This window comes from Kushneria aurantia DSM 21353 (genome assembly GCF_000382245.1).
GTDB classification, from domain to species: domain Bacteria; phylum Pseudomonadota; class Gammaproteobacteria; order Pseudomonadales; family Halomonadaceae; genus Kushneria; species Kushneria aurantia.
This window is the reverse complement of record NZ_KB907883.1, coordinates 1-24,240: the sequence shown is the minus strand read 5'-3', so window position 1 is coordinate 24,240 and position 24,240 is coordinate 1. Positions and strand designations below refer to the sequence as shown.

Here is a 24,240-nt window from a genome sequence, read left to right as displayed (position 1 = left end):
ACCTTCAACCGCCAAAGGGCAGCCGTGCGGTCAGCCGAATATCGCGCCCCGGCGACAGCGCATAGCCCTTGTAGGTGTCGAGAAAGCCGCGATAGGTCTCGTCGAGCAGGTTGTGAACCGCCAGGTCGAAGTGCACCACCTGATTGCCGAAGCGCGGCGAGATACCGGCGCCGATATCGACCAGCGTATAGCCGTCGGTAGAAGCGCTGCCGAAGGGAGCACCGTCGAACTGGCTGAAGGGCTCGCCGGGCGCGGCGTCCTTCGACGCATAGTGACGCAGCGTCAGCGAGGCGTAGGGGTCGCGCAGCCAGCCGCCACGGTCATCGGGGGTGACGCGCGCGCCGAGGCGCAGATTGTCGGCCGGCAGCAGCGGCAGCTCGTCGCCGTTGTCGCGGCGTTCGCCGTCGACCGTCTCGGCAGCGGCCGACAGGGTCAGCCAGCGGTTGATATCCTTCTCCACCGACAGCTCGACGCCGGTCAGCAGGGCGTCGGTCTGATCGTAGGCAAACACCGGCAGACCGCCGCGGCTGGTGCCGGTATCGCGCGGATAGATGTAGTCGTCGATGGCGTTGCGATAGAGCGTGGCACTGGCGCGCAGCGTGTCGGAGGCCCAGCGCAGCGACAGGTCGGTATTCAGCGAGGTCTCCGGGTCGAGGTCCGGATTGCCCTGCTGAAAGGCCGCCACCCCGCCGTGCTGACCGGCCACATACAGCTCGAAAAGCCCCGGCGCGCGGAAGCCGCGGCCGACGTTACCGGCCAGCGACAGGTTATCGGTGAAGCTGTAGATACCGCCCAGCGAGCCGGTCACGACATCGTAGCTGTGACTTTCGGCGTTGCTCACGCTGGTCGAGGGGTTGGCGGTTTTCGACGCCTCGCCCTCGATGCGGTGGTGGTCATAGCGCAGCCCCGTCTGCAGCAGCAGATCGCCGAAGCGACGTTCCTCGAAGGCGAAGGTAGCGAAATTGCTCACCGTGCCGCCGGGCGAGAGCTGGGTGCCGCCACGCGACACCTGATCCTTGTCGCTGTACTCCACCCCCAGGGTGCCGCCGTCGGTGAAACCCACCGGACCGTGCTGACCGGTCAGCCGCGCGGTGTACTGATCGAACTCGACGTCGATAGCGTCATCGAAGCCCGCCGAGCGCGGCCGTCCGGCGGCGTTGGAGCGGCGCCGGTTGTTCTGCCACATCAGTTTGGGCTGCCAGCGGATGCCGTCGACACGCTTGTCGCCGGCCAGTTCCAGCTGATGATTGTCGATGTACTGGCCCACCCCCTCCTCGCCTGCCGGCGGCGGCAGTTGGCCGGCCGGCGGCGGCAGCAGGAAGTTGTGCTGATCGTTGAAGCGCGCATAGCGCGCCGTCCACTCACCGCCCTCGTCATCGCGATAGCCGAAGGCGAGATCGCCATTGACCTGATTGAAGTCGGTGTAGTCCAGCTCGCCGCTGTAGGCCGGGGCGTCGCGATGCTGCGGCGCGGGCGGCGGCGGAAAATAGGTGGTCTCGTCGGGGGTCTCGATATTGCCGGCATCGCGGCGAATGATGCCGAAGGCGTAGCCAAAACGACCGTCGCCGCCGCTCGCCTTGACGCCAGTGTCCCATTGGCCGTTGTTGCTCGAGTAGCGCGTCAGCGCCTCACCCTCGACCGGGCTGTCCCAGGCGATCTCCCGCGGCAGCAGATTGACGGCCCCGCCCAGCGCGCTGGAGCCATAGAGCACGCTGGAGGCGCCGCGCACCACTTCGACGCGGTCGAGCAGAAAGGTATCGGTGGTGGGCATGTGACGCACGCCGTACTGTTGGGAGTCAACGCCCATGCCGTCGGAGAGCATGCGGATGCGATCCCCCGACAGGCCACGGATCACCGGCTTGCCGACGCTGTTGCCGGTGCTGATCGAATCGACGCCGGCCAGCGGCGCCAGCGCCTCGCCGAGGTTGGTGGCGCCCTCGGCCTCCATGCTGTCGGAATCGACCACGTCGACCTCGGCGGCCTGCGACAGCGGGCTGCCCGGCAGCGGCGTACCGGTCACGGTGATGGTAGAGAGCGACTCATCGCTCGCCGCCGTGGCGGTCTGCTGCGCGGCGGTGGCCTCGCCGCCCACCGCCGTCAGGGTGAGAAAAAGCGCGCCGGAGACTACATGTGAAGCGCTGTGTGATGCCGAAGACATTGAACTATCCCTGAATGCTCTATTTTTGGTATGTTATAAAATAACATTTACACCCTAACACTATCGTTACTGCGGTGTAAAAGTGCACTACCAGAGCGGGAAGGGGTCGACCATCGCTTCGCATTCGAGCGCCTCCAGCGGCGTGTCGATCAGGCAGTCAAATAAGCGCACGGCGAAAGGTGTTCATGCTCGGCTCGTCGCACTCAGGCACAATGGCCGGGCACTATTCGAACGGGAAGCCACAGCATGCGCCGCGCGCGACACTCATGGCGCCTTTTTACCGGGATACTGACCCTGCTGCTGACGCTGATGGCGCTGTGGCCGGTCACCTCGTTGGCGCAGTCCTCCTTTTTCGACGATCAGCCGCAGATACTGCCCGCCGATCAGGCCTTTCAGCCCCGACCCGAAGTGGTAGGCGACAGCCTCGTCATCGACTGGCGCATCGCGCCCGGCTACTACCTCTACCGTCACGCCTTCGCCCTCGACGCCGAGGGGCGCGCGCTATCGCTCGAGCTGCCCGACGGCGAGCCGATCGAGGACGAGTACTTCGGCCGTTCCGAGGTCTACCGCCTCGGCCTGAGCATGAGCGCCCCACTGAATGGCGCCACACAGGTAACCCTGCACTGGCAGGGCTGCGCCGACGCCGGGCTGTGCTATCCGCCGCAGCAGCGCAGTTTCGATGTCGACAACCTCACCGCGAGCAGTTCGCCCTTCGACGACAGCACCGCGCCGGCGGCCTCTCCTCTCGCCTCTCCTGCGTCTGATGCAACGAACGCCTTCGATGCCAGCGCGCCGACCGAGGCCACAGCGCCGCAGGGCGCCGCCGCGAGTCCCGACATTGCCGAGGATCAGCGCCTCGCCGCCCGGCTGGCCGGCAGCGCGTGGCTGTGGACGCTGGCGGCGTTTTTCGGCATGGGGCTGCTGCTCACCTTCACTCCCTGCGTGCTGCCCATGGTGCCGATCCTGTCGAGTCTGATCGTCGGCCAGCGCCGCGAGGGCGAGCAGCGGCGCACAGCGGGGCTGGTGCTGTCGCTCGCCTTCGTACTGCCAATGGCGGTGACCTACGCGCTGCTGGGGCTGATAGCGGCGCTGGCGGGGGCCAATCTGACCCTACTGCTGCAGAACGCCTGGTTCATCGGGGCGTTCGCGGCGCTGTTCGTGCTGCTGTCACTGGCCATGTTCGGTCTGTTCGAACTGCAGCTGCCGAGCGCCCTGCGCCAGCGCCTCGATGCCGGCCTGTCGCGCCAGCGCGGCGGCCGCCTGAAAGGTGCCGCCGCCATGGGGGTCCTCTCGGCACTGCTGGTCGGCCCCTGCATGACGGCACCGCTGGCCGGGGCACTGCTGTTTATTGCCGACAGCGGTAACCCCTGGCTGGGCGGCGCCGCGCTTTTGATGCTGGGCCTTGGCATGGGCGCCCCGCTGGTGCTGATCGCCACCCTGGGCAACCATCTGCTGCCGCGCCCCGGTGCCTGGATGGTGCGCGTTCGCGTGCTGTTCGGCTTCGTACTGCTGGGCATGGCGGTCTGGTTTGTCGCTCGGGTCGTGCCGGCCAGTGTCGCGCTGGCGCTGTGGGGCGCGCTGGGGCTCGCCCTTGCGACCACCCTGTGGCCACGTCAGCGGCGCGGTAGCGCTTCGAGGCACATCGCCATGGCGCTGGCGGCCATTATCGGCGTTTGGAGCCTGCTGATGCTGGCCGGCGGCGCCGGTGGCAGCCGCGATCCGCTGCAGCCGCTGGCGGTGTTTACGGCTGCGCCGCTCGGCACAACCACAGCGCGGTTCGGTGACGATGCGCCGGTTGCGTTCGACCGGGTGGAAAGCCTCGGCGCCCTGCAGTCAAGAATTGTCGATGCCGCGCAGAAGGGGCAGATCACGCTGGTGGAATTCACCGCCGACTGGTGTATCGCCTGCCGGGTAATCGAAAATGAGGTGTTCAGCGCCCCCGACGTCAAAAGGGCGCTGGCCGACGTGCAGCGCTTGAGTGTCGACTTGACCGATTACAGCACTGCCGACCGCAACATCATGCAGCACTTCAACGTGATCGGCCCACCGACGCTCCTGTGGTTCGGCGCCGATGGCGTCGAGCGGCGCGACCAGCGTGTTATCGGCGAGCTGAGCGCGAAGGCCTTTCTTGAGCACCTTGAAAAGGTGCGTTATACCATCGGGGGGTAGGCGTGCGCCTGCCTCAAGTTTGTCACTGCTTTACCGTTAAAAAGCAGTAGCACATCACCGAGGCAGCCCCCGTGAGCATCCCCTCTACCCCCACCTGGTGTGTCACTCCGCATCCGGGCTACCAGATCAACTCTACCGCCATTAGCGCCGATGGCCAGCGTTGCGTTCTGGGCACATCGAGCGAATACGCCAGCGGCGACTTCGCCGTCTACGGCTACAACGGCAACGGACAGTCACTGTGGTGCGACCCACTGGGTGAAACCACTTACCAGGGCGTCTTCTGGGTCTCGATGAGTGCCGACGGTCGCTATGCGGCAGCCGCCGGCACCTGCACACAGAACGGCCGGGTGGGTTTTCTACGCGCCTACGACGCCGATAGCGGTCGGCGGCTGCTCGACCAGACCTTCGCGGAACGCGTCAATCAGGTCGCCCTGAGCGATGACGGCGAGGTGCTGGTTGCGGTAAGCGGTGCTGCGATCAGCGCCTATCGTCTCGGCCCCGCTCTCGACTACCGGCTGTGCGCCACGGCCTCGCTACCCGGCGCATACTGCCGCAGCTGTGCGATCAGCGGCGATGGCCAGCGGCTGGTGGTAGGCGCCTCGGTCGATACCGAAACCGTCGTCCCGAGTCGTCATAACGACGCCGGCAGCGACAGCAGCGGCTATGTCGCCGTCTTCGATCTGAGCGGCGATCGGTTACAACTGCAGGCGCGCACCAGCGTCGATTGCGCCATTATGTATGTCGACCTGCTTGCCGACGGTCAGTGGTGGGCGGCTTCTCGCCACGATGGCGGCCTGATGGCCTTCAATGCCGCCTCGTCGCTGCCTGACGGCAAACCGCTGTGGACGTTCACACCGCCCGGGCAGCCGCTTTCAGTCGCCTATGGTGTCGCCCTGGCCAGACGTGATGACGCTGATATTCAGTTCGCCTGTGGCGCCAATCTGACCGGCAGCGATGACGGCCATGGCCTGCTCTACGTTGTGACCTGCTCACCTCAGGGCGGCGCGCCACAGCCACTATGGCAGTATTTTCTTCACCATGATCCCAATCCCGGTATTGGCATGGATCGTCAGGCGCGTTATATCTGTGCCACCGACGGTCAACCCGCTGTCAATGGGCAGGAGAGCGCCGGCGATTTCTACCTGTTCGAGGGAGCCAACGGCACATTGCGATGGTGCTATCCCACCTCACTGATGAACTGGCCCATGCAGGTCGATGCCAATGGCACCGCCGCCTTTGGCGCCAGCGACAATGGTTCGGCATACTATTGGCAACTTGAATAAATCAATCGGTCCCGAGCCGACCTGCAAGAGGTGATGGTAAGCCATGCCATCAATGCTGAACGACCTGTCGGGGCGCTGGTCCCTGGGCAGCAGCGCTGTCGGGCTGAACTATCTGCTGCTGATGCTCGTCTGGCTCCTGCTGTGGCGCCTCTCCGCACTGATGGAGTATGCCCCCCACGCCAGCCTGTGGTTCCCACCTGCCGGCCTGACTTTCGCCGCGCTGATGATGCTCGGCTGGCGCGCTCTGCCGGCGCTGGCGCTGTGCGCTATCGGCGCCACTTTCTGGATGGGCCATATCTATCACACCGGGTCACCCTGGCAAGAGCTGCTTACCGCAGGAGCACTGTTTGCAGTGGCACACTGCAGCGCCTATGGGCTGGGCGCCTGGCTGCTCAAACGCCTGATCGACACGCGCATCATGGCCTCGGCACTCGCCGTTATTCCCCTCTTTCTGCTGCTGGGCTGCCTTTCGGCACTCGGGGCAGCGCTGGCCGGAACCGGTGCGCTGGAGAGTGCCGGCATTATCGACAGCCGCGATGCCGGCGCGTCCTGGCTGGCCTGGTGGATCGGCGACATGGCCGGCGTTATCGTACTGACACCACTGTTCATGGGTATTCTGAGCTGGCGCTATGCACGTCCCGAGCCCTGGTTGGGCAGCATGGACCTCACCCTCTTGAACGGGCCGCCCGGGCGCTTTGTGCTCAAGCTCGCCATCCAGCTGTCACTGCTGAGCCTGACCATGCTGGTCGCCGCTCACATCCGGACCGAGGAAGTGGCCTACGCCCTTTTCTTTCTAATCATTCCCCAGATGTGGATCATCTACACCGAAAGCGCCCTGCGCAGTGCCCTGAGTCTCGCCCTCTTCAGTACCGCAGCCGCCCTCTGGGTGGCCCTGCTGGGGCTGGTCGAGCAGTCGCTGACCTATCAGTTCGCCATCTGTGTCATCGCCGCCAGCAGCTATTTCGGATTCACTGTACCGGCGCTGATGGCGCAGAATCGCCAGCTCGCCGAGCTGGCCTTTCATGATGGCCTGACCGGCACCCTGAACAAGCGCTATTTCTTCGAGCGCGCCGAACAGCAGCTGACTGTTGCCCGGCACCAGGGGCGAGCGCTGTCACTGGTACTGGCCGACATGGATCACTTCAAGCAGATCAATGACACCTATGGTCACGACATCGGCGATGCGGCGCTGGTGAAGCTATGCCAGCGTCTGCGCAAGGCACTCGATGACGGCGACCTGCTCGGCCGCTTCGGCGGCGACGAATTCATTCTCCTGCTGGGTAACGCCGAAGCGGCCGAAACCAGAATCGAGAGGCTTCAGGAGCTGCTTGCCGCTACCTGCGTTCCCGGTACCGAGCAGTCCCTGTCGGCGACGTTCGGCGTGGTCACGGTGGCAGAACATGAAAACATCACGATGGCCTTCAAGCGTGCCGATGCGCTGCTGCTGGAGAGCAAGCGACAGCGCCACGACGCCGAGCGACAGTCTGCCCCCTTCAGCGCCGGAGAGTCCCGCCGGCAGTGAGTGGGACAGCGCGGAACCGACGCCGCGCTTCAGCGGCGCGAATCGGGTCTGATCAGCCACTCGTGGCCCTTGAGCAGCATGTGCCAGTACACCATCGGCAGCGCCGTGGTCTTGAAATGCCAGGCAAGCGCCGTGGGCGCGGTACCGCGATTGAGCCACTGCGGAAAACTGGGCTGCAGCTCGCCGCCGTAGCCGAATTCGGCCAGTACCACCCGGCCACGCTCGACCGTCAGGGGGCAGGCACCATAGCCGCGATAGGCGGCGTTCAGCGCTCGGTCATTGAGTCGCGCCACGAGGTTTTCGGCCACCACCGGTGCCTGCTTGCGTATCGCCGCGGCGGTCTTGGCGTTGGCGGTAGCGCTGGCGTCGCCCAGCCCGAAGACATCGTCAAAGCGGTTGTGCTGCAGGGTTTCGGGATCGAGATCGAGCCAGCCGGCGTCATTGGCCAGCGTCGATTCGCGCACCAGCGCCGGGGCACGCTGCGGCGGCACCACATGCAGCATGTCGAAATCGATCTCGATCTCGTCATCGCCGGCAACGCGAAAACGCGCCTTCTGCGCCGGGCCGTCAACCGCCACCAGGTTGTGCTGAAACTGCTTGTCGATGCCGTAGCGCTCGATATAGCGCTCCAGCGCCGGCACATAGGCCGGCACGCTGAACAGGGCGTTGCCGGCATTGCAAAACTGTACTTCGATATCCTTCAGCGCGTCCCGCTTCTCCCACTCACTGCAGGCGAGATACATCGCCTTTTGCGGCGCACCGGCGCACTTGATCGGCATCGGCGGCTGGCTGAAAAGCGCACGGCCCCTGTGTAGCGACTGCACCAGTTGCCAGGTGTAGGGCGCCAGATCAAAGCGGTAGTTGGAGGTCACGCCGTTGTCACCCAGCGTCTGCTCCAACCCTTCGATGGCCTGCCAGTTCAATTCAAGCCCGGGCGCCATCACCAGCGCGCGGTATTCGAGCGAGCGGCCGTCGTCCAGCGCCACGAGATGCGCCTCGGGGTCGAGGCTTTCGACACGATTTTGATACCAGTCGACAAAGCCCGGCATCACCGATGCCATGCTGCGCCGCGTCTGTTCAGCGCTGAACACACCGCCGCCGACCAGCGTCCAGCCGGGCTGATAGAAATGATCCTGCTGCGGCTCGACGACAGCGATATCCAGCTCAGGCTGGCGCTTTTTGAGACTGGAGGCGGTAGCGATACCGCCGGTACCGCCACCGACGATCACTACGTCGTGGCGTTGGGCTGGTGTGGTATGACGCATGGTGTGCTCCTCCTGTTATGAAACATCGCCTGTTGACCAGCGGGCGCCCTCCAGAGCGTCGAGGGGAATTTTCAGATAGCGCTTGCCGTTCGCCTCCGGCATCGGCAGACGCCCGCCCATGATATTGACCTGCAGAGCGTGCAGAATCAGCTTCGGCATCGGCAGCTGGCGGTCGCGCTCTTCGCGCAGTTCGACATACTGCGCCTCGCTGAGCTCACCGAGACGATGCCTGTTGTCGCGGCGCTGCTCGGCGACGCTGCTCTGCCACTGCGGCTGGCGGCCGTCGGGCATGTAGTCATGACCGGTGAACAGTCGAGTGTCGTCCGGCAGTGCCAGGATCGCCTGGATCGAGTGCCACAGCTGATGGGCGCTGCCACCGGGGAAATCGGCGCGGGCGGTGCCGAAATCAGGCTGAAACAGCGTGTCATGAACGAAGGCGGCATCACCGATCAGGTAGGTGACCGAGGCCAGCGTATGGCCGGGCGAGTGCATCACCTTGACCTCCATCTCGCCCAGCTCGAAGCGCTCGCCGTCATCGAACAGATGGTGCCACTGGCTGCCGTCAACGGCCAGTTCGGGCCAGTGATAGAGCTCCTTCCAGAGCTTTTGCACCTCGACTATGGAGCGACCGATCGCGGTGGGCGCGCCGGTTTGTTCATGCAGGTAGCGGGCGGCTGAGAAATGATCGGCGTGAGGATGGGTATCGAGAATCCACGTCGGCGTCAGCCCTTCGCGCTCGATATAGGCCAGCAGCTCATCGGCGTGGTGGGTAGCGGTAGCGCCGGATTTCTCGTCGTAGTCGAGTACCGGATCGATGATGGCACAGCGCCGCGTGGCGCCGTCGCTGACCACGTACTGCACGCTGAAGGTGCGCGGGTCGAAAAAACCGGCGACATCCGGGTGGCCCTTCGACAGGGTAAAGGTGTTCATGCGGGCTCCTCGGCCGGGTGGTGCTGAGACGATAGCGGATGGTGCGGCGGCAATGGTAGCTCGCCATCCCTGGTATGAGCGCCGGTGGCGACAACGGGCACCGTGGCGTGAAAGCCGCCCCATCGATTCGACATCCACCGGGACGTTGCCGGCCAAAATCCGCATAATGAGCGCCATTCGCCCGCGGCGTCCACACTCACCAACCCGGCTTTCGTTATGGAAATCAAGGTCAACTTTCTCGAAAACCAGCGCCTGGAAGCGAAGTTCGACGACTTCAGCGTGATTACCGACCAGCCGATTCGCTACAAGGGCGACGGCTCGGCACCCGGCCCCTTCGACTACTTCCTCGCCTCCTCGGTGCTCTGCGCGGCACATTTCATACGCGTCTACTGTAGCGCGCGGGATATTCCCACCGACAATATTCGCCTGTCACAAAACAACATCGTCGACCCGGAAAACCGCTACAACCAGGTCTTCAAAATCCAGGTGGAGCTGCCGGAGGGTCTTTCGGACCGGGATCGCACCGGCATTCTGCGCTCAGCCGAGCGCTGCACCGTCAAACGCGTGGTACAAAACGACCCGGCGTTCCAGATCGAGGCAGTCGACCACATCGACGAGGATGCCGGAGCGCTTTTGATGTCCAGCACGGTGGCGGACGCCACCACCTGGATCGAAGGCAAGGACCTGCCGCTGGAGCAGACGGTCGCCAACATGACCGCCATTCTCGAGCGGCTGGGGATGAAGATCGAGGTGACCTCGTGGCGCAACATCGTGCCCAACGTCTGGTCGCTCAACATTCGCGATGCCGCCTCGCCAATGTGCTTTACCAACGGCAAGGGCGCCAGCCGCGAAGCAGCGCTGTGTTCGGCGCTGGGCGAGTTCATCGAGCGTCTCTCCTGCAACTTCTTCTACAACGACCAGTTCTTCGGCCGCGAGATCGCCAACAGCGACTTCGTTCACTACCCCGATGAGCGCTGGTTCAAGCCCGGCGCCGACGACGCCGTGCCCGAGGGGCTACTGGACGATCACTGCCGGGCGATCTTCGACCCGGACGGCGAACTGCGCGGTTCACACCTGATCGACACCAACTCCGGTCGCCGCGACCGCGGTATTGTCGCCCTGCCCTTCGTGCGCCACTCCGACGGCGAAACGGTGTGGTTTCCGTCCAATCTGATCGAAAACCTCTACCTCAGCAACGGCATGAGCGCCGGCAACAGCGTCGCCGAGGCGCAGGTGCAGTGCCTGTCGGAGATTTTCGAACGGGCGGTGAAAAAACAGATCATCGAACAGGAGCTGGCGCTACCCGAAGTACCCGCAGCGGTGCTGGATCGCTACCCCGCTTTGGTCGAGGGGATAAAGGCGCTGGAGGCGCAGGGCTACCCGCTGCTGGTGCGCGACGCCTCCCTCGGCGGGCGCTTTCCGGTCGCCTGTATCACACTGATGAACCCGCGCACCGGCGGCGTCTTCGCCTCCTTTGGCGCCCATCCCAATATGGGCGTGGCGCTGGAGCGCAGCCTCACCGAGCTGCTGCAGGGGCGCAGCTTCGAGGGGCTCAACGACCTGCCCCAGCCCACCTTCAGCAGCGAGGCGGTGACCGAGCCCAACAACTTCGTCGAACACTTTATCGACTCCTCCGGGCTGGTGTCGTGGCGCTTTTTCAGCGACCGCGCCGACGTCGAATTTTACGACTGGGACTTCTCCGCTACGACCGAGGAGGAGCAGCAACGCCTGTTCGCCATTCTGCAAGCGATGAATCTGGAAGCCTACGTGGCGGTACACGAGGAGCTGGGCGCGCCGGCCTGTCGCATTCTGGTGCCGGGCTACTCCGAGGTTTATCCGATCGAGGATCTGGTGTGGGACAACACCAATATGGCGCTCGATTTCCGCGCGGATATTCTCGATCTGCACCGCCTTGACGACGCCCAGCTGAGCGCCCTGCTCGAACGGCTGGAGGAGAGCGAGCTCGACGAGCAGATGAAAGTCCTCAACCTGATCGGCATCGAGTTCGACGACAACAGCGTCTGGGCCGAGCTGACCCTTCTGGAGCTCAAGCTGCTGATACAGCTGGCGCTGGGCCAGCTGGAGGACGCACTGGATCGGGTGGAGATGTTTCTGCAGTTCCACGACAACAGTGTCGCTCGCGAACTCTTCTACCGCGCGGTGCATGCCCTGCTGGAGATCGAACTGGACAACAGCCTCGTGCGGGACGATTTCCTGCGTAACCTGCGACGCATGTACGGCGAGGAGATGACGGCGGCAGCAGTCGGCTCGGTCGACGGCAACGTGCGCTTTCACGGCCTGACACCCACCAGCATGGCGCTGGAAGGCATCGAACGGCATCAGCGGCTGATCGAGAGCTACCAAAAGCTGCATCAATGGCGGGCGCGTCATGCAAAGCGCCAGAGCCGGTAACGGCTTGAACTCGCTGTTGCCCGCGCATCACTGCTGCGCATTCTGGCACTGGCCCGGGTTATCCAGCATCAAGCTGGAGAGCCAGTCGAGGAAGACGCGCAGGCGCGGAGTGAGCTGTCACCTTGAGCAGCGAGACGAGCATACTTACGCGTTCTCTCTGAAGGACCCGGGGCCCTTCAGAGATGGTCAGCAGATCGGATACTGCGTCTCGACTGTCATGATCGCAGGCGCGTTCTAGACCTCAAGCGAAGACGAGTGCGTTGGTGGAAGATGTCGCCTGGAAGGCGGCCGGACCGAAGTCGTTGACGGCCTCGTCGAGAATGCCGGCGAGCTGCGCCCGACCCAGCTCCTGGCCAAAGGCCGCACCACGCTCGTCCTCCGACAAATAGCTGTCATTGTTCCAGAAGAACCCTTTCAGCGTCAGCGACGAGCTCTCGTCCGGATGATCGAACGTCAGCACCAGATCGCCGCCGTTGGCCGAACGCATCCCGCCGATCTCGCCATCGGCGAGCATCTGCGCAAAGTCGACATTGTCCGACCCGGTCAGACGATCGCCCTCGCCGAGGCGGAACCCGTTCACCGTGTCCGAACCGAAGCCCGCCGCAGCGCCCGTCTCGTCCTCGAACGACAGTACGAACAGATCCGCACCATGGCCCGTCGAGTAGCTGTCATCGCCGTCGGAGGTCGCACCCGCGATCCCGCCGAGCCACAGCGTGTTCGACCCGCCACTGTCGTAAAGCGCGTCGTCGCCCGACCCCGGAATGATCTGGTCGTCACCCCAGCCCGTCGTCAGGCGATCATTGCCCGCGCCGGCATCGACGACATTGTCGCCGCCGCCGGCATGGATGATGTCATTGCCCGCACCGCCATCGATCACGTCGTCGCCCCAACCCGCCGTGATGGTGTCGTGCCCTTCGCCGCCGATGATCCAGTTCGTGCCCTCGCCGCCATGGATCATGTCGTTGCCGAACCCGCCATCGAGAAGGTCGGAGCCGAAACCGCCCATCATGACATCGTCGCCATCTCCCGCGAACAGGCGGTCGTTGCCGGCACCGCCGGTCATCAGGTCCTTGCCGGCCCCGCCGATCATCAGGTCGTTGCCGGACCCGCCGATCATCTTGTCGCTGCCGGACCCGCCGAGGAGATAGTCGTCTCCACCGGTGCCCCAGTAGCCGCCCCACTTCGACGCCGTCCGGGCAGTGTCGAACGAGGCATAGTCGGCCGTGAAGGTTCCGGAGACGAGACCGCCCTCGCCATCACCGACGGTGAACGCGAAACTGTCCGCCGGACCGTTCGCACCGGGCATCACCGCGCCCGCCGTCAGGACCACCGATCCGGCGTCGATATCGGCCCGGGTGAAGGTTGTGCCCACCGAGGCTTGCTCGCCGTTCACCAGCAGCATGCCCGCAGGAAGGCGCGTCACGGTGTAGGTCACCTGACCCTCGACCCCCGCGGTCGCAAGATCGTCCGAACCGATCACCGCATAAAAAGCGTCACTCGCCAAAGCCTGCGTCAGGCTGCTGTTGGCAATCGACATATTCGGCGTGAACGTGCCGCTCGCCACGTCATAGGTGCCGTTGCCGAAGCTCAGCGTCTCGATACCCTCGAGCGTGTCGGTGCCTTCACCGGTGACCGTCAGGCCAGCGCCGGACGCGGCGATGGTGTAGCTCGAAAAGCCGTTCGCGTAGACCGCCCGATCATTACCGGCGCCGCCGACCAGAACGTCGTCGCCGCCCCCGCCCGTCAGCACGTCGTCGCCGTCCCGGCCTTCGAGGCGATTGGCACCGATATCGCCGGTGATAACGTCGTCGTGGGCGGACCCGATCACGTTCTCGATCGAGATGAAGATGTCGCCTGCGGCATCGCCGGTGTTTCCGGCAACGTCGGCCAGGCTGATCGTAACGCCCGCCTCGGCATGGACATAGCTTGCGAAATCCGAGCCGTCCCCGCCATCAAGCATGTCCGCTCCGGCCCCACCGCTCAGCCGATCGTCGCCCGATCCGCCGATCAGCCTGTCGTCACCTTCGAGGCCATAGACGAAATCGTCACCGGCACCCGACTTCAGCTCGTTGGCGTCGGCGCTACCGATCAGCAGATCCTTCTGTGGCTCCAGATAGGTACCGCCTTCGGTCGTATCGTAGTCGTTGGGCAGCCAGGACCACTTCTTGACCCAGGCATAGTCGAGCTTGATGCCGTCAGAATAGGCATATCCGTCCTTGATGATATCGCCGGAGGCGTCATAGGCCATATAGGCGAGCTGCTTGACGTAGTCTCCGCCCATCTGCTCGATGATCTCGTTGACGAAGGCCTGGTTTTCGCCGGCGGGAAGGTCCTTGCTGTAATCGTCCGTACGAGCCGTCAGGGCATGACCGAGTTCGTGAATGATGGCGACGAGAGGCGTGTCGTGTACGGCATTGCCGTAGAAATCGATATAGTGAGCGTTGTCGAGCTCGTTCAAATCGATAGTGGCAACACCGTCCCAGGCATCGAAACGCCCCTCTCCATAGTAGAAAGTGATGTCACGCCCGGAGGCAATCCAGTTGTCGAACATATCACGCGCTATGGTGGAACCCTGGTAGGCTTCCTTGATAACACCCAAAATGACCGCCCGATCCTCGGCGGAGAATGCAGGGTCGATATTGGTGGCTTCGAAAATATCTTCGTACGACATACGGCATGACTCTCCGTTCAGTTATAATTGGTTAACGGCAGTCGGACAAAGGGGATTCCGACTGCTTTTTTATCGGATATTCTCAATCCGTAGTGTCCTCTTGACGGGGGGCGTCAAGACCTTGCTCGAAATATCTTCCAGGGAAGATATTTCGACTTGCTCGGTTCTATTCGAGAGGGCGGTGGCAACAAGCGACTGTATTACGTCTCGATATCCGGGTTCGGTACGCTCCATCAGGTTGTCGAGAGCGTCGGAGACGTAGCCTTCGAAGGGACCCCGTGTCGACTGCGTTGCGTTCTCGAAGAGCCAGAGGAGATCGAAGGGAATCTGTCCCTTCAGGTCGGCCAGCCGCCTGATACGCTTCTCGGGCGATGGCGCGCGAAACGAGGCTTCGATGTACTGCTCGACCCAATGTGACATCTGCGCCGCGCTGACCGAGGCTGCCTGCCCGTCCGGTAACGCCGGCGCCGCACCATGCAGCCATGCCTGATCGCGCAGAATCCGGCGCTCGTTCCAGACGATGCGAATATCCAGGCCGCATGCGGTGCCCTGCATGGGGCTGACGGAAACCCATGGGCTCTGGAGGATAAAGTGATCAGGCTGCGTCGAATTCTCGGCTTCCGCCATTTCGCTCACCAGCCTGCGGCGGACAAACCGCAGATGAACCTCGCCGACATTCGAGGACTCGACATCCGCTTGAAGCGCTGGGGCAAGATCTTCGATCAACTGGCGAAATGAATCTCTCGATGGCAATGATGTCGGATCGATCATCCGAGCCTCGTCCTGGACCAGCATCTCGGTGACGCGAGGAGGCGCACAATCCGCTCTTGCCGCAGTGCTCGACAAAGACCCCGCGACAACGCCGCACGCGATCGCGACCTTCGCTGAAAGACTTCCGGCTGACCGCGTGCAGAAGCGCCGCCCCGCAGTTGCGGTGGTTGCAAAGCGGGTGGTGCGATGGCACTGCTTGCCTGACTGACGGAACATCATGAAACCAGAGGTGCCAGGAACTCGTGCGAAAGTTTCCAGGCGCCTTCGAGTACCCGACCGGAACAATTCAAGGTCCAGCCTTCGATGTCTGAATACCCGTTGAAACAGGCTGATCAATATACTTTTCTTATTACGCATATGACTCAGCCATCTGCAGAAACCGGCATGGGATGGCCTTCTTCATCGGTTTGCGCGGCAGCGACAAACGGGAATTTGCGCTCGGCGCCGCGTCCTCGCTTTCCCGATCGCTCACTGCTCGGGCAGGCATCGTCGTCGATCTCAATGCGCCCGAAGAGCTGTTCTAACGGGTAGCGCTCGTGCACGACCTGCAGCAATTCATGCTTGAGCTTGCGGGCCATGACATCACCCTCTCTACTGGAGATAGAGCCAGCATAAAGAAGATTGGCGGAACGATAGCTGATCGACATGGAATGTATAGACATATTGTTGGCATTTTCCAGAACGGTAGATAATCATTCAGTGCCTGTCAACGTATTTGGAAAGCGGCAATGGTCCGGCGGCGACGCAGACCCGCCATCTCACAGAGCTGTACCATGGATGGAGGTCACCGGAGCGCATGGTGACCACCTTCTCCGCCGCCACTTGCGATGCGCGCTCACACCTTCTCTGCGCCGGCCTCTCTCTCCTCCCTGCCGAGAAACAGAAAAACCACCAGCGCGGTAACCGCCGTGATGCCGGCCAGCAGCAGGAGCAGCCCGCCGAAAGCCGCACTGTAGGCGCTCAGAAGATCAGCACTATCGCCTGCTGTCAGCAGGGTCAACGCGCCACCAGGGTCGCCGCCGGCAAGCCGCTGCGCCACTGCACCGGCGGGGCCGGCAACACCACTTGCCTTGATATGCGTGGCGATCAGCCCGGCGAGGATCGCGCCGACCACGGCCAGCGCCACCCCTTCACCGGCAACGCGAACGGTGGAGAAGATACCGGTGGCCATACCGGCCCGCTCCTTCGGCACCACGCTGACGGCGAGCCCATCCATCAGTCCCCAGGGCAGGCCGATGCCGATACCAATCACCAGCATCGCCAGCGCCGTGGACAGCACGGGCGCACCGACCGGCGTCATCGCCAGCCACAGCAGGCCGACCGCCGATATCAGCAGGCCCAGCCCGCAGATCGTCGCCGGGCGCAACCAGCGCGTTGCCATCCCGGCCAGCACGGGCAGCACCAGCAGCGGCGCCGACATGGCGATCATTAAAGCACCTGCCGCGGCCTCGCTCATTCCCTCGATAGCGACGAAGCGCACCGGCAGCAGGATAAGCAGCACCACGAAACCATAGGCCGGAGCAGCGGCCAGCAGCTGTACGCCAATGAAACGCGGATAGCGAAACAGCGACAGATCGAGCATTGGGCGCGCGAGGCGACGTTCGGTATGAATGAAGAGTGCAAGGCAGACCACCGAACCGGCGAGCAGGGTGAGGACAAGAGGCGCGCGCATCCCCAGTGCCGGCACCCACAGCATGGCGCAGGTGAAAAGCACGAGCATGGCGGTAAAGCTGAGCGCACCACGCCAGTCGAGACCGGAGGCGGCAGGATCGCGGCTCTCGTTCAGGCTGCGGCGGCCCAGCAGAAAGGCCAGCCCGGTAAAGGCAACGACAGCGAGAAAGATCGAACGCCAGCCGAAAGCCTCGGCCATCAACCCGGAAGCCACCGGACCGAGCGACAGACCGACGCCGAAGCTGGTGCCGACGAGGCTGAAGGCACGCAGCCGCGCAGCACCATGGAAGTTCTGCGCCAGCGCCGCCGCGCCACCCGCATAGGCTGCCGCGGCCGCCAGCCCCTGAGCGCCGCGCAGCAGATCGAAAATGACAATGTTCGGCGCGAAAACCAGCGCCAGCGAAAACAGCGCAAAGGCAAGTGCCCCCGACAGAAAGACCCGTCGGCGTCCGTAGCTGTCGGCCAGCGCACCGGCCACCATCAGGGCGGAACCGAAAGTGAGCATGAAGGCGTTGGTGGCCCAGGCCATGGCCACCGGCGTGCCGCCAAGCGCACTGCCGATCGCCGGCAGTGCCACGGCGGTGCCGGTGAAGGTCAGCGGCATGGCGGCGGCGGCGAGGCAAACCGCCAGCAGCGAAAGTCGTCCTTGTGTGACGTCCAGGGGTGCATCGTGATCGAGAGACATGAGGCGTGATCCGGTCAATGGAGGGAAAAGGGAGGCGCCTTCCCATACCGGTCAGTGTATTGTCGCTCGAATAAAGGTTAAGATCGCATTCCTGCCGCGCAATGTGGAATAAAACGCTCGAATGGCATCATTATGGACTCTCTGAATCTGAAAGGTCTTTCCGCCTTCGTCCGCACCGCCGATCTCGGCAGCTTCGTGGCGGCGGGGCGTGTTCTCGGTCTCTCCCCTTCCGCCGTTGGCAAGGCGGTCACGAAGCTGGAGAACCAGCTCGGCGTGCGGCTTATCCAGCGCTCTACCCGCAGCCTGCGGCTGACTGACGAGGGGCGCGCCTTCCACGAGCGCTGCCGGCGCATTCTCGACGATCTCGATGACGCCCACGAGAGCCTCCTGCGCACGCGCGAAACGCCGCGCGGCCGCATTCGCGTCTCCTGCCCGGTCATCGCTTACCATTTTCTGGTGCCGGTACTACCGGAATTCATGGCACGCTACCCGGAAATCGGCCTTGATCTCGACTTTTCCGACCGCATCGTCGATCTGATCGAGGAAGGCGTCGATGTTGCCATTCGCAGCGGACAACTTCCCGACAGCCGGCTGGTGGCGCGCGCACTGCGCCCCTTTCGCCTGCTGCTGTGCGCCTCGCCGGGCTATCTGAAGCGCCACGGCACGCCGCGCTGCCCGCGCGAGCTCAGCGGTCACCGTGCAATCGGTTTCCGCTACCCCAACTCCGGCAAACTCCAGCAATGGCCGCTGTGCCAGCCCGAACAGGACCCTGAGCCGCGCCCCGACTACGTCATGACCTGCAACAATATGGAAGCGCTGCGTGGGGCGGTGACGCGCGGACTGGGCATCGGCTGCATGCCGGATTTTCTCGCCGCCGATCCGCTCGCCTCGGGCGCGCTTGTCGCCGTGCTGCTCGACCATCTCGACGCCCCGGGTCAGTTCAATCTGATCTGGCCTTCAAGCCGCCATCTCTCCCCCAAGGTGCGCGTATTCGTCGATTTTCTCGCCCAGCGGCTGTTCGCAACGCAATGTCAGTCGGCATCGCTGGCAGTCACTCCTTCCATGTCATGACAGGAACGGCGCTACGGTCGGTGGCCAAAACAGTTGGCCACTACAGTTTGACGCCGACGTCAGGACTGCTCAAGATAACAGACGCTCAACGAAAAACGCCCTTGCAGGTGCGCCCATGCCATTGCCATTGCTTCGTACCAACGTCATTTCCAATGCCTTGAATGAGTTCAATCGCATGGATGACCGGCGTGGTCACACTACACAATTGGATGAGCGTCGCTTAAAACGAGCGCTTGACCAGCTGGATGATAGCCTCGAAAGTGCCATCACTCGCGCGGCGATCGATGCGATCTGGCGTCGAGATTTTCTCGCCGCCGATACTGCTATTGAACGACTGATCGATGCCAGGAGCCTGAGCCATCCAGAGAGTCTTTACGTCAACTTCTCGCTTATGAGCCTGCGTAACCTCAACGTGGCGCTCGGCACCCAGTTGAACCACCTGGCATTTGCAACCAATCGAAACGAGCCCGAGTTTCTCAATCACGTGCTGCGCAACGCCTGGATGTGCGGGGATCTTGCGACCTATGAAAGTGCCCTCGCAAAATTGTCGAGCCTCAAAGCCAATGACCATGATCAGTTGGCCGAACCTTTCGGCGTTGCAAAACGAGTTCTTTCTCGCCATGGCCTCACCTTCGAGATTTATCACGCCCATGTAAAGCGGGTAGTCGAGCGGGTTCGCGCCTTGTTTGCAGGGCGTATCGATGCGCAGGTGCTATTCAATATTGCGCCGGAAACCTTCGATGACGGTCAGCAGGAACTGGTGATCGAATTCGACCTGGGCGTCGATGACACCACTCTGGATACCATCGACGAGGAAATTCTGAATCTGCTCTCCGACCCCGAGCAGGTCCATCCCGAGTTGAACATGGCGGTCGGTGTGTTGGTCCGGGACTACTCACTCGAAACCCGCGCCGAGGCGTGCTGATGCCGGATCGTCTGCTGTCCATCGCCAGCGAGCAGCTGGACGCCACACCTCTCGATCAACCTCGCTTGCGTACCGCCATCAACCGCGCCTATTACGCGGCGTTTCTCACCGCACGCACCTATTGCGAATACCATCAGTTCGCGCCGGAGAGCGGCGCAAGCCATGAGCGCGTAATCAATAGTCTGCTGGCGCGGCCGAACCTGGCCCGCTATGGCAATCAGCTCAACACCATCAAACGGCTGCGACACAAGGCGGACTACGACTGGCAGCGCGACATCTCCCGCCGCGATGTCAGCAAAAGCCTCAAGACCTGTGGCGAGTTGATCCTATGTTTCAAGGTGCCCGAGCTGCCCCCAAAATAGGACACTGGTTGGCCTGGCGTGGAACCTGAAACGCATGGACGTATCGCGCTCGACATCCGCCCGAAGGGCCTGAAAAGCGAGCAACGGAGCGCGTTTCGGGGATATGAGGCGCGAAAAAACGTCATCATGCGCCATTATGGCGCAAAAATATGCCGAGGCAGATCGCACGCCTCATCTGCCGGCGGCAAGCCCGACAGGCGGCCAGATTCAAAATCGGCGGGGCAATGCCCCACCGAGTGCACTATTTTTCGCGTACAGCGCCAGAATCACGCCGCGCTGACAGTATGCACCTCGAGGTTAACCTTCAGCGTCTTACGGACCGCACCGATGATCGCAGACAGGTTGTCCATGCCGGGATTGCCCGAGGGTGACAACATGCGGTGGAGGCTCTTGCTGGGCTTGCCAGTCTCGTTGGCCAGTGCCTTGAAACCCACGGTTGCATTGACCAGGTCGCGGAGCATCGCGCGCGCGGTGTCGGGCTCGCCATTGAGAAACAGTGTGACGGCCTCATCCAGCATGGCTTTCGCAAACGCTGGATCGCATTCGACGCGCGCAGCAATCGTCGCCTTGAAATCACGGGTCAGTGCCATCTCACTTCCCTCCCTTCTTTGCCTGGCGTTTACGCCGCCTGTATTCGTCGCGTAGCGCCCTGGCATTGTCGATATCAGCCTGCTGGCGTTTTTTCGTACCACCTCCGAACAGGATGATCAGTTGTTCGCCATCGCGAGCCAAATAGATGCGATATCCCGGCCCCCAGTCGATGCGATATTCACCGATCCCCTCGAACCATTTGATGTTCGATGTGTTGCCCATCGACATACGGTACTCGGCGGTAGCCACCTTCGCCGCAGCCTGAGCATCGAGCCCTTCAAACCACTCCTGGTAAGGGTTGGACCCGTCATCACGTAGAAATTCTCGAAGCTCGACCTTCATAGAACCAATAGTAACTTATACGTTACTAACCGGCAAGCAGACAATCAGATGCAGAGCGAACGGGAATGCTCTCGCCACGACACCCGGCAGTGAGCCGCACCTGGCTCACCACCACGCCTCGTAGAGGCGACCATCTGGCCCATAGCGATTTCCTGGCATCAGGCGCAGGCGCGGGGGCCTCGACCTCGACTTTTCCGACCGCATCGTCGATCTGATCGAGGAGGGCGCGCTTGCCGTCGTGCTGCTCGACCATCTCGACGCCCCGGTTCAGTTCAATCTGATCTGGCTTTCAAGCCCTATCAACTGGCGTCGATGATTTCCGTAATCTTTCCACCGGCCATGGAAAAGAAGGAAGTGCCCTTCATCGCGATCTCCTGACCCGTCTTCCAGCCATTGGGAAGGTCGCATCGCACAGTAGCATTGTAATCGATGCGCAATGCGGCACGATCGTCCATCGCGATGCAGGCGCTCACGGTTTGCCGACGTTCCGAAAACGCCGCGACACCTTGTTCCGCCAATGCTCGAAACTCGGCACGCCCATTCGTCTCGTTCGTGACCTGTCCGTCAAACTTGTTCAGAAACCGAACGTCGTCGGAAAGGCAGTCGATCATGGAAGCAATGTCCATGTCGTTATAGGCTGCGATATAGCGAACAATGATGGGCGGTAAGGTATCCATGGTTTTTCCTCCACTCTGCGTTAATCTCAATTTCAGTCTACATGGTCATTGTGACGTTTGCGCTCTCCAATAGCTCGGGGTTCGAGGCGAATCCGGTGGACTAAAGAGTCGTCAACCCGGTGTCCAGTAGTGTCGATGACCGTACCCATATCCTTCGCTGTCCATTACCGTTATCGCCTTGTCAGCGGCGCGCCTCGGTCACCATTCTGACAGCGAGAGCGGCGAGCACCCGCTGATATGTCGAGCCGGATGCCCGTACATCGTCCCCCGTTCGTCGGATGGTAGTCGACAGCACAGGCCGTGACGACGAGAAGGATATCCGTCTCCGCCTTTAGCAACACATTCCCGCCTGGCGGGTTGTCCGAGGCAAGAACTTCCAGGCGACCGTCCGCTTGAGGTTCGGATCGCTGAAACAAATTCACCGGATCGGGAACGATCGGCGCTTCGATACCGGCGCAACGAAGCTCCGCTAACAGATTGTCCCGGCAGTTTGGATGATTCGGGTTCCTGCCCGTTCGTAGAGGAGGCGATTGCAGGCGGGAAACAGCATGTCATGTGGACAGGACGAGTTGTCCTCGATCAGCGTCAGAAGGGAGTACGCCCGCTCGCTGTAGAAGTGCTCACCGACTCTGGGGAACAGGCGCTCAGTCATGTCGCGGGTCTGCGACACGCTGAGCCAGTCGAGGGTTTCGCCGTCAACGGCGAACGCCCATAGGTCGGCCACCTGTTGTCCTTGCGGATCAATGACGCGGACGGTATCTCCTCTGGACAGGCGAACAAGACCGCCTGACTGTGGCTCGATATCGAGTTGGCGTTGCGCTGGCAGGACAACCCTCCTCTCAAAATCACTCGCTTCCAGCGTAGCGCTCCGCCCCCAATCGCGCCCTTTCAATCGCCCACAGTATCAAACCGCCTTCAAACCGTAGAAGGTGTACCCGAAGGAGCCCAGGGCTTCCTCAAAGAGTGCGATTTCACGGCGGGTCTCTTCGATAACAATCCGCATGACCGCGGATGCCCCTGGTGACAGTTCATCCGCTCTTGCGCTCAATGGCTTGTAATATCCCTCACGCCAGGCGTCCGTCGGAAGACGTTCCGTGAACAGTACCTCGAAGCCGCGTACCTGTGCCGTCGCGACGTTAGCACCAGATCGAGTTGCTGCTGGCCGATGAACTGCCCCAGGAACACGTCGCTCAGTGCCAGGGCGGCCTATGGGTCAGCGAGCAGGAGTGGTTCGACTTCGTCGGGGATGCCGCTCTTCGTGAAATAAGCACGCCATTTCATTATGAACCGTGAGGCTCGCCTCACGGTTTGCCGCTTTGTGTTTTAAAACGATCGTCCAATTAAAAAAATTCGCGCAAGAAATGGCTGGGGTTTTAATCAATACATTAATGTGAAAAACTGCACTGGCAAGGGCAGATTTACGAAAAGCCTCTATATGACAATTTCAACAGCCATTGGGAATTTTATGCATTTGAATACAAAAGCGCTGTGCAGCAGCTTATTTCTGCTATTCGCCTTTAGCACGTCATATGCTCATGCAGCAGAGAGCAGTAGAACCATACCACGACTTGAAAGTACCAGCTGCGCCACGCAGGCACTCAAGGACTTAAATGCCAGTTGCTATACTTTTTATGGTGAAGAAAACTGGAGCGCGCCTAGTGGAAACACCGTAGAGCTCCCTGTCGGCGTTATTCCGCCCGATTCGGATGCCAGTACTGAAAGTGGCAGTCCAGTGATCTTTTTCCCCGGCGGCCCGGGCCATTCGGCGCTCAGTATTCCCGATTATATTGCACAGCTACGCAAGGATATCGGAAACCGCACTCTGGTTCTTTTCGATCCGCGCGGTTTCAAGCATGCCAACCCCACGCTTTCATGCCCTTCATATGCTTCGGTGTCTCCTTATCACAACATCGTTCACACACCGGCTCTCACTGCCTCGCTCGACCCCATGGGGCGGATGAAGCACATTACGAACGAGGTGTCTTCCTGCTATCAAAAGCTTGAAAACGAAGGCATTGAGGTTTCTCAATATACAGAAAGCGCAACAGCACGCGATATCGAGGAAATTCGCAGCCGTCTTGACTACGATGCTGTCGACATTTACGGCTCCTCGACTGGAAGTGGTACGGCGCTGTCCTATATTCGCTATTATCCTGATAGTGTCAGATCCGCAATTCTTGGCTGGCCATGGTATACAAGCCTTCGTAATCGAGCCCCGCTCGATGAATTTTACACATTAAAAGGAAAATTCACCGATGTTTTAGCCATGTGCGTTGAGGATAGCCAAGCATGTCGGGAACAGGTACCGGCATGGTTTCTGGCGATTGATCGTACGCGTCGTGCACTGGATGACAGGCCCTACACCGCTCGAGTCGGTTCGGAAGGTCAGGAAAAGACCCTGTATTTTGATGGTGCAGCTTTCCTCGACACTCTTTAGTCGCCCCTGCTAAACCCCGATTTTTTCCGGGGAGTCGAATTCGGCTCTCCTTATACTGGCCAATGAGCACAAAAAATTGAAGATCATTGACCGGACATAACGCCAAAATAGACCTGAAAAGCGGAAAAAGTAACAGACAAAAAGAAGCTCCCTGAGCTTCTTCATGACTTTCCTCAAATTCATGCCGACACCACACAGCAGCGCATGAATCCGATCGCCCTTGCGCCCTTTCAGATAACAGCGTGACAGCAATCCTTCGCTTTTCATGTGACCGATGATGGGTTCTATACTGTTTCTT

17 protein-coding genes and 3 pseudogenes are annotated in these 24,240 nt (G+C 61.8%); 8 read left to right on the top strand and 12 right to left on the bottom strand.

Features of this window, described 5'->3' with window-relative positions; genetic code table 11:
• Nucleotides 1–4: 4 nt before the first annotated feature.
• Nucleotides 5–2,158 carry a TonB-dependent receptor plug domain-containing protein gene (locus H146_RS0113910; protein WP_019952493.1) on the bottom strand — a complete coding sequence of 718 codons (2,154 nt, stop codon included), beginning with the start codon at nucleotides 2,156–2,158 and terminating at the stop codon, nucleotides 5–7.
• 246 nt (nucleotides 2,159–2,404) lie between these two features.
• Between H146_RS0113910 and dsbD the strand changes: the two genes are divergently transcribed.
• The 3 genes from dsbD to H146_RS0113890 all read left to right on the top strand — a co-directional run bounded on the left by dsbD (nucleotide 2,405) and on the right by H146_RS0113890 (nucleotide 7,132).
• Nucleotides 2,405–4,327 (top strand): protein-disulfide reductase DsbD, encoded by a 1,923-nt coding sequence (gene dsbD, locus H146_RS0113900; protein WP_019952492.1) that lies wholly within the window; start codon nucleotides 2,405–2,407, stop codon nucleotides 4,325–4,327.
• Between the two features lie 71 nt (nucleotides 4,328–4,398).
• A complete protein-coding gene (locus tag H146_RS0113895) occupies nucleotides 4,399–5,610 on the top strand; it encodes a WD40 repeat domain-containing protein (RefSeq protein ID WP_019952491.1) in 1,212 nt (403 codons plus the stop codon).
• A gap of 43 nt (nucleotides 5,611–5,653) precedes the next feature.
• Entirely contained in the window at nucleotides 5,654–7,132 is a 1,479-nt protein-coding gene (locus H146_RS0113890; protein ID WP_156826832.1) for a sensor domain-containing diguanylate cyclase, read from the top strand.
• 29 nt (nucleotides 7,133–7,161) lie between these two features.
• Here H146_RS0113890 and H146_RS0113885 read toward each other — a convergent pair whose 3' ends face one another.
• Nucleotides 7,162–8,397 (bottom strand): NAD(P)/FAD-dependent oxidoreductase, encoded by a 1,236-nt coding sequence (locus H146_RS0113885; RefSeq protein WP_019952489.1) that lies wholly within the window; start codon nucleotides 8,395–8,397, stop codon nucleotides 7,162–7,164.
• A gap of 15 nt (nucleotides 8,398–8,412) precedes the next feature.
• Entirely contained in the window at nucleotides 8,413–9,327 is a 915-nt protein-coding gene (locus H146_RS0113880; protein ID WP_019952488.1) for an MBL fold metallo-hydrolase, read from the bottom strand.
• 216 nt (nucleotides 9,328–9,543) lie between these two features.
• On the opposite strand from H146_RS0113880, the gene H146_RS0113875 reads away from it, so the two are divergent.
• On the top strand, nucleotides 9,544–11,739 hold the full coding sequence (locus H146_RS0113875) for an OsmC domain/YcaO domain-containing protein (RefSeq protein ID WP_019952487.1): 2,196 nt from the start codon (nucleotides 9,544–9,546) through the stop codon (nucleotides 11,737–11,739).
• A 241-nt stretch (nucleotides 11,740–11,980) separates the two neighbouring features.
• Here the strand turns inward: H146_RS0113875 and H146_RS0113865 are convergent, their stop codons facing one another.
• The 4 genes and pseudogenes from H146_RS0113865 to H146_RS0113850 all read right to left on the bottom strand — a co-directional run bounded on the left by H146_RS0113865 (nucleotide 11,981) and on the right by H146_RS0113850 (nucleotide 17,537).
• On the bottom strand, nucleotides 11,981–14,410 hold the full coding sequence (locus H146_RS0113865) for a calcium-binding protein (RefSeq protein WP_019952485.1): 2,430 nt from the start codon (nucleotides 14,408–14,410) through the stop codon (nucleotides 11,981–11,983).
• 69 nt (nucleotides 14,411–14,479) lie between these two features.
• Nucleotides 14,480–15,181: a hypothetical protein gene (locus H146_RS0113860; RefSeq protein WP_156826831.1), complete on the bottom strand. Its 702-nt coding sequence runs from the start codon at nucleotides 15,179–15,181 to the stop codon at nucleotides 14,480–14,482.
• Between the two features lie 377 nt (nucleotides 15,182–15,558).
• A pseudogene (locus H146_RS0113855) lies at nucleotides 15,559–15,756 on the bottom strand (IS1595 family transposase); the annotation flags it as partial.
• Nucleotides 15,757–16,016: 260 nt separating this feature from the next.
• Nucleotides 16,017–17,537 carry an MFS transporter gene (locus tag H146_RS0113850; protein WP_019952482.1) on the bottom strand — a complete coding sequence of 507 codons (1,521 nt, stop codon included), beginning with the start codon at nucleotides 17,535–17,537 and terminating at the stop codon, nucleotides 16,017–16,019.
• 132 nt (nucleotides 17,538–17,669) lie between these two features.
• On the opposite strand from H146_RS0113850, the gene H146_RS0113845 reads away from it, so the two are divergent.
• The 3 genes from H146_RS0113845 (at nucleotide 17,670) to H146_RS0113835 (ending at nucleotide 19,895) form a co-directional block, all read left to right on the top strand.
• Complete coding sequence (locus H146_RS0113845; protein ID WP_019952481.1) at nucleotides 17,670–18,608, top strand: LysR family transcriptional regulator; 939 nt, start codon at nucleotides 17,670–17,672, stop codon at nucleotides 18,606–18,608.
• 115 nt (nucleotides 18,609–18,723) lie between these two features.
• A complete protein-coding gene (locus H146_RS0113840) occupies nucleotides 18,724–19,533 on the top strand; it encodes a hypothetical protein (protein ID WP_156826830.1) in 810 nt (269 codons plus the stop codon).
• Nucleotides 19,533–19,895 (top strand): HEPN domain-containing protein, encoded by a 363-nt coding sequence (locus tag H146_RS0113835; RefSeq protein WP_019952478.1) that lies wholly within the window; start codon nucleotides 19,533–19,535, stop codon nucleotides 19,893–19,895. Before H146_RS0113840 ends, H146_RS0113835 begins: the two co-directional genes overlap by 1 nt.
• Nucleotides 19,896–20,161: 266 nt before the next feature.
• On the opposite strand, the gene H146_RS0113830 is transcribed toward H146_RS0113835, so the two are convergent.
• From H146_RS0113830 to H146_RS22495, 4 genes and pseudogenes are all read right to left on the bottom strand, one after another.
• A complete protein-coding gene (locus H146_RS0113830) occupies nucleotides 20,162–20,485 on the bottom strand; it encodes a helix-turn-helix domain-containing transcriptional regulator (RefSeq protein WP_019952477.1) in 324 nt (107 codons plus the stop codon).
• A 1-nt stretch (nucleotide 20,486) separates the two neighbouring features.
• Nucleotides 20,487–20,828 carry a type II toxin-antitoxin system RelE/ParE family toxin gene (locus tag H146_RS0113825; protein WP_019952476.1) on the bottom strand — a complete coding sequence of 114 codons (342 nt, stop codon included), beginning with the start codon at nucleotides 20,826–20,828 and terminating at the stop codon, nucleotides 20,487–20,489.
• Nucleotides 20,829–21,127: 299 nt separating this feature from the next.
• Entirely contained in the window at nucleotides 21,128–21,505 is a 378-nt protein-coding gene (locus tag H146_RS0113820) for a nuclear transport factor 2 family protein (RefSeq protein ID WP_019952475.1), read from the bottom strand.
• Between the two features lie 170 nt (nucleotides 21,506–21,675).
• Nucleotides 21,676–22,397: pseudogene (locus H146_RS22495) on the bottom strand (DUF1989 domain-containing protein).
• Nucleotides 22,398–22,940: 543 nt separating this feature from the next.
• On the opposite strand from H146_RS22495, the gene H146_RS20805 reads away from it, so the two are divergent.
• On the top strand, nucleotides 22,941–23,942 hold the full coding sequence (locus tag H146_RS20805) for an alpha/beta fold hydrolase (RefSeq protein ID WP_245558748.1): 1,002 nt from the start codon (nucleotides 22,941–22,943) through the stop codon (nucleotides 23,940–23,942).
• Nucleotides 23,943–23,951: 9 nt separating this feature from the next.
• Here the strand turns inward: H146_RS20805 and H146_RS22190 are convergent.
• Nucleotides 23,952–24,240: pseudogene (locus H146_RS22190) on the bottom strand (hypothetical protein); the annotation flags it as partial.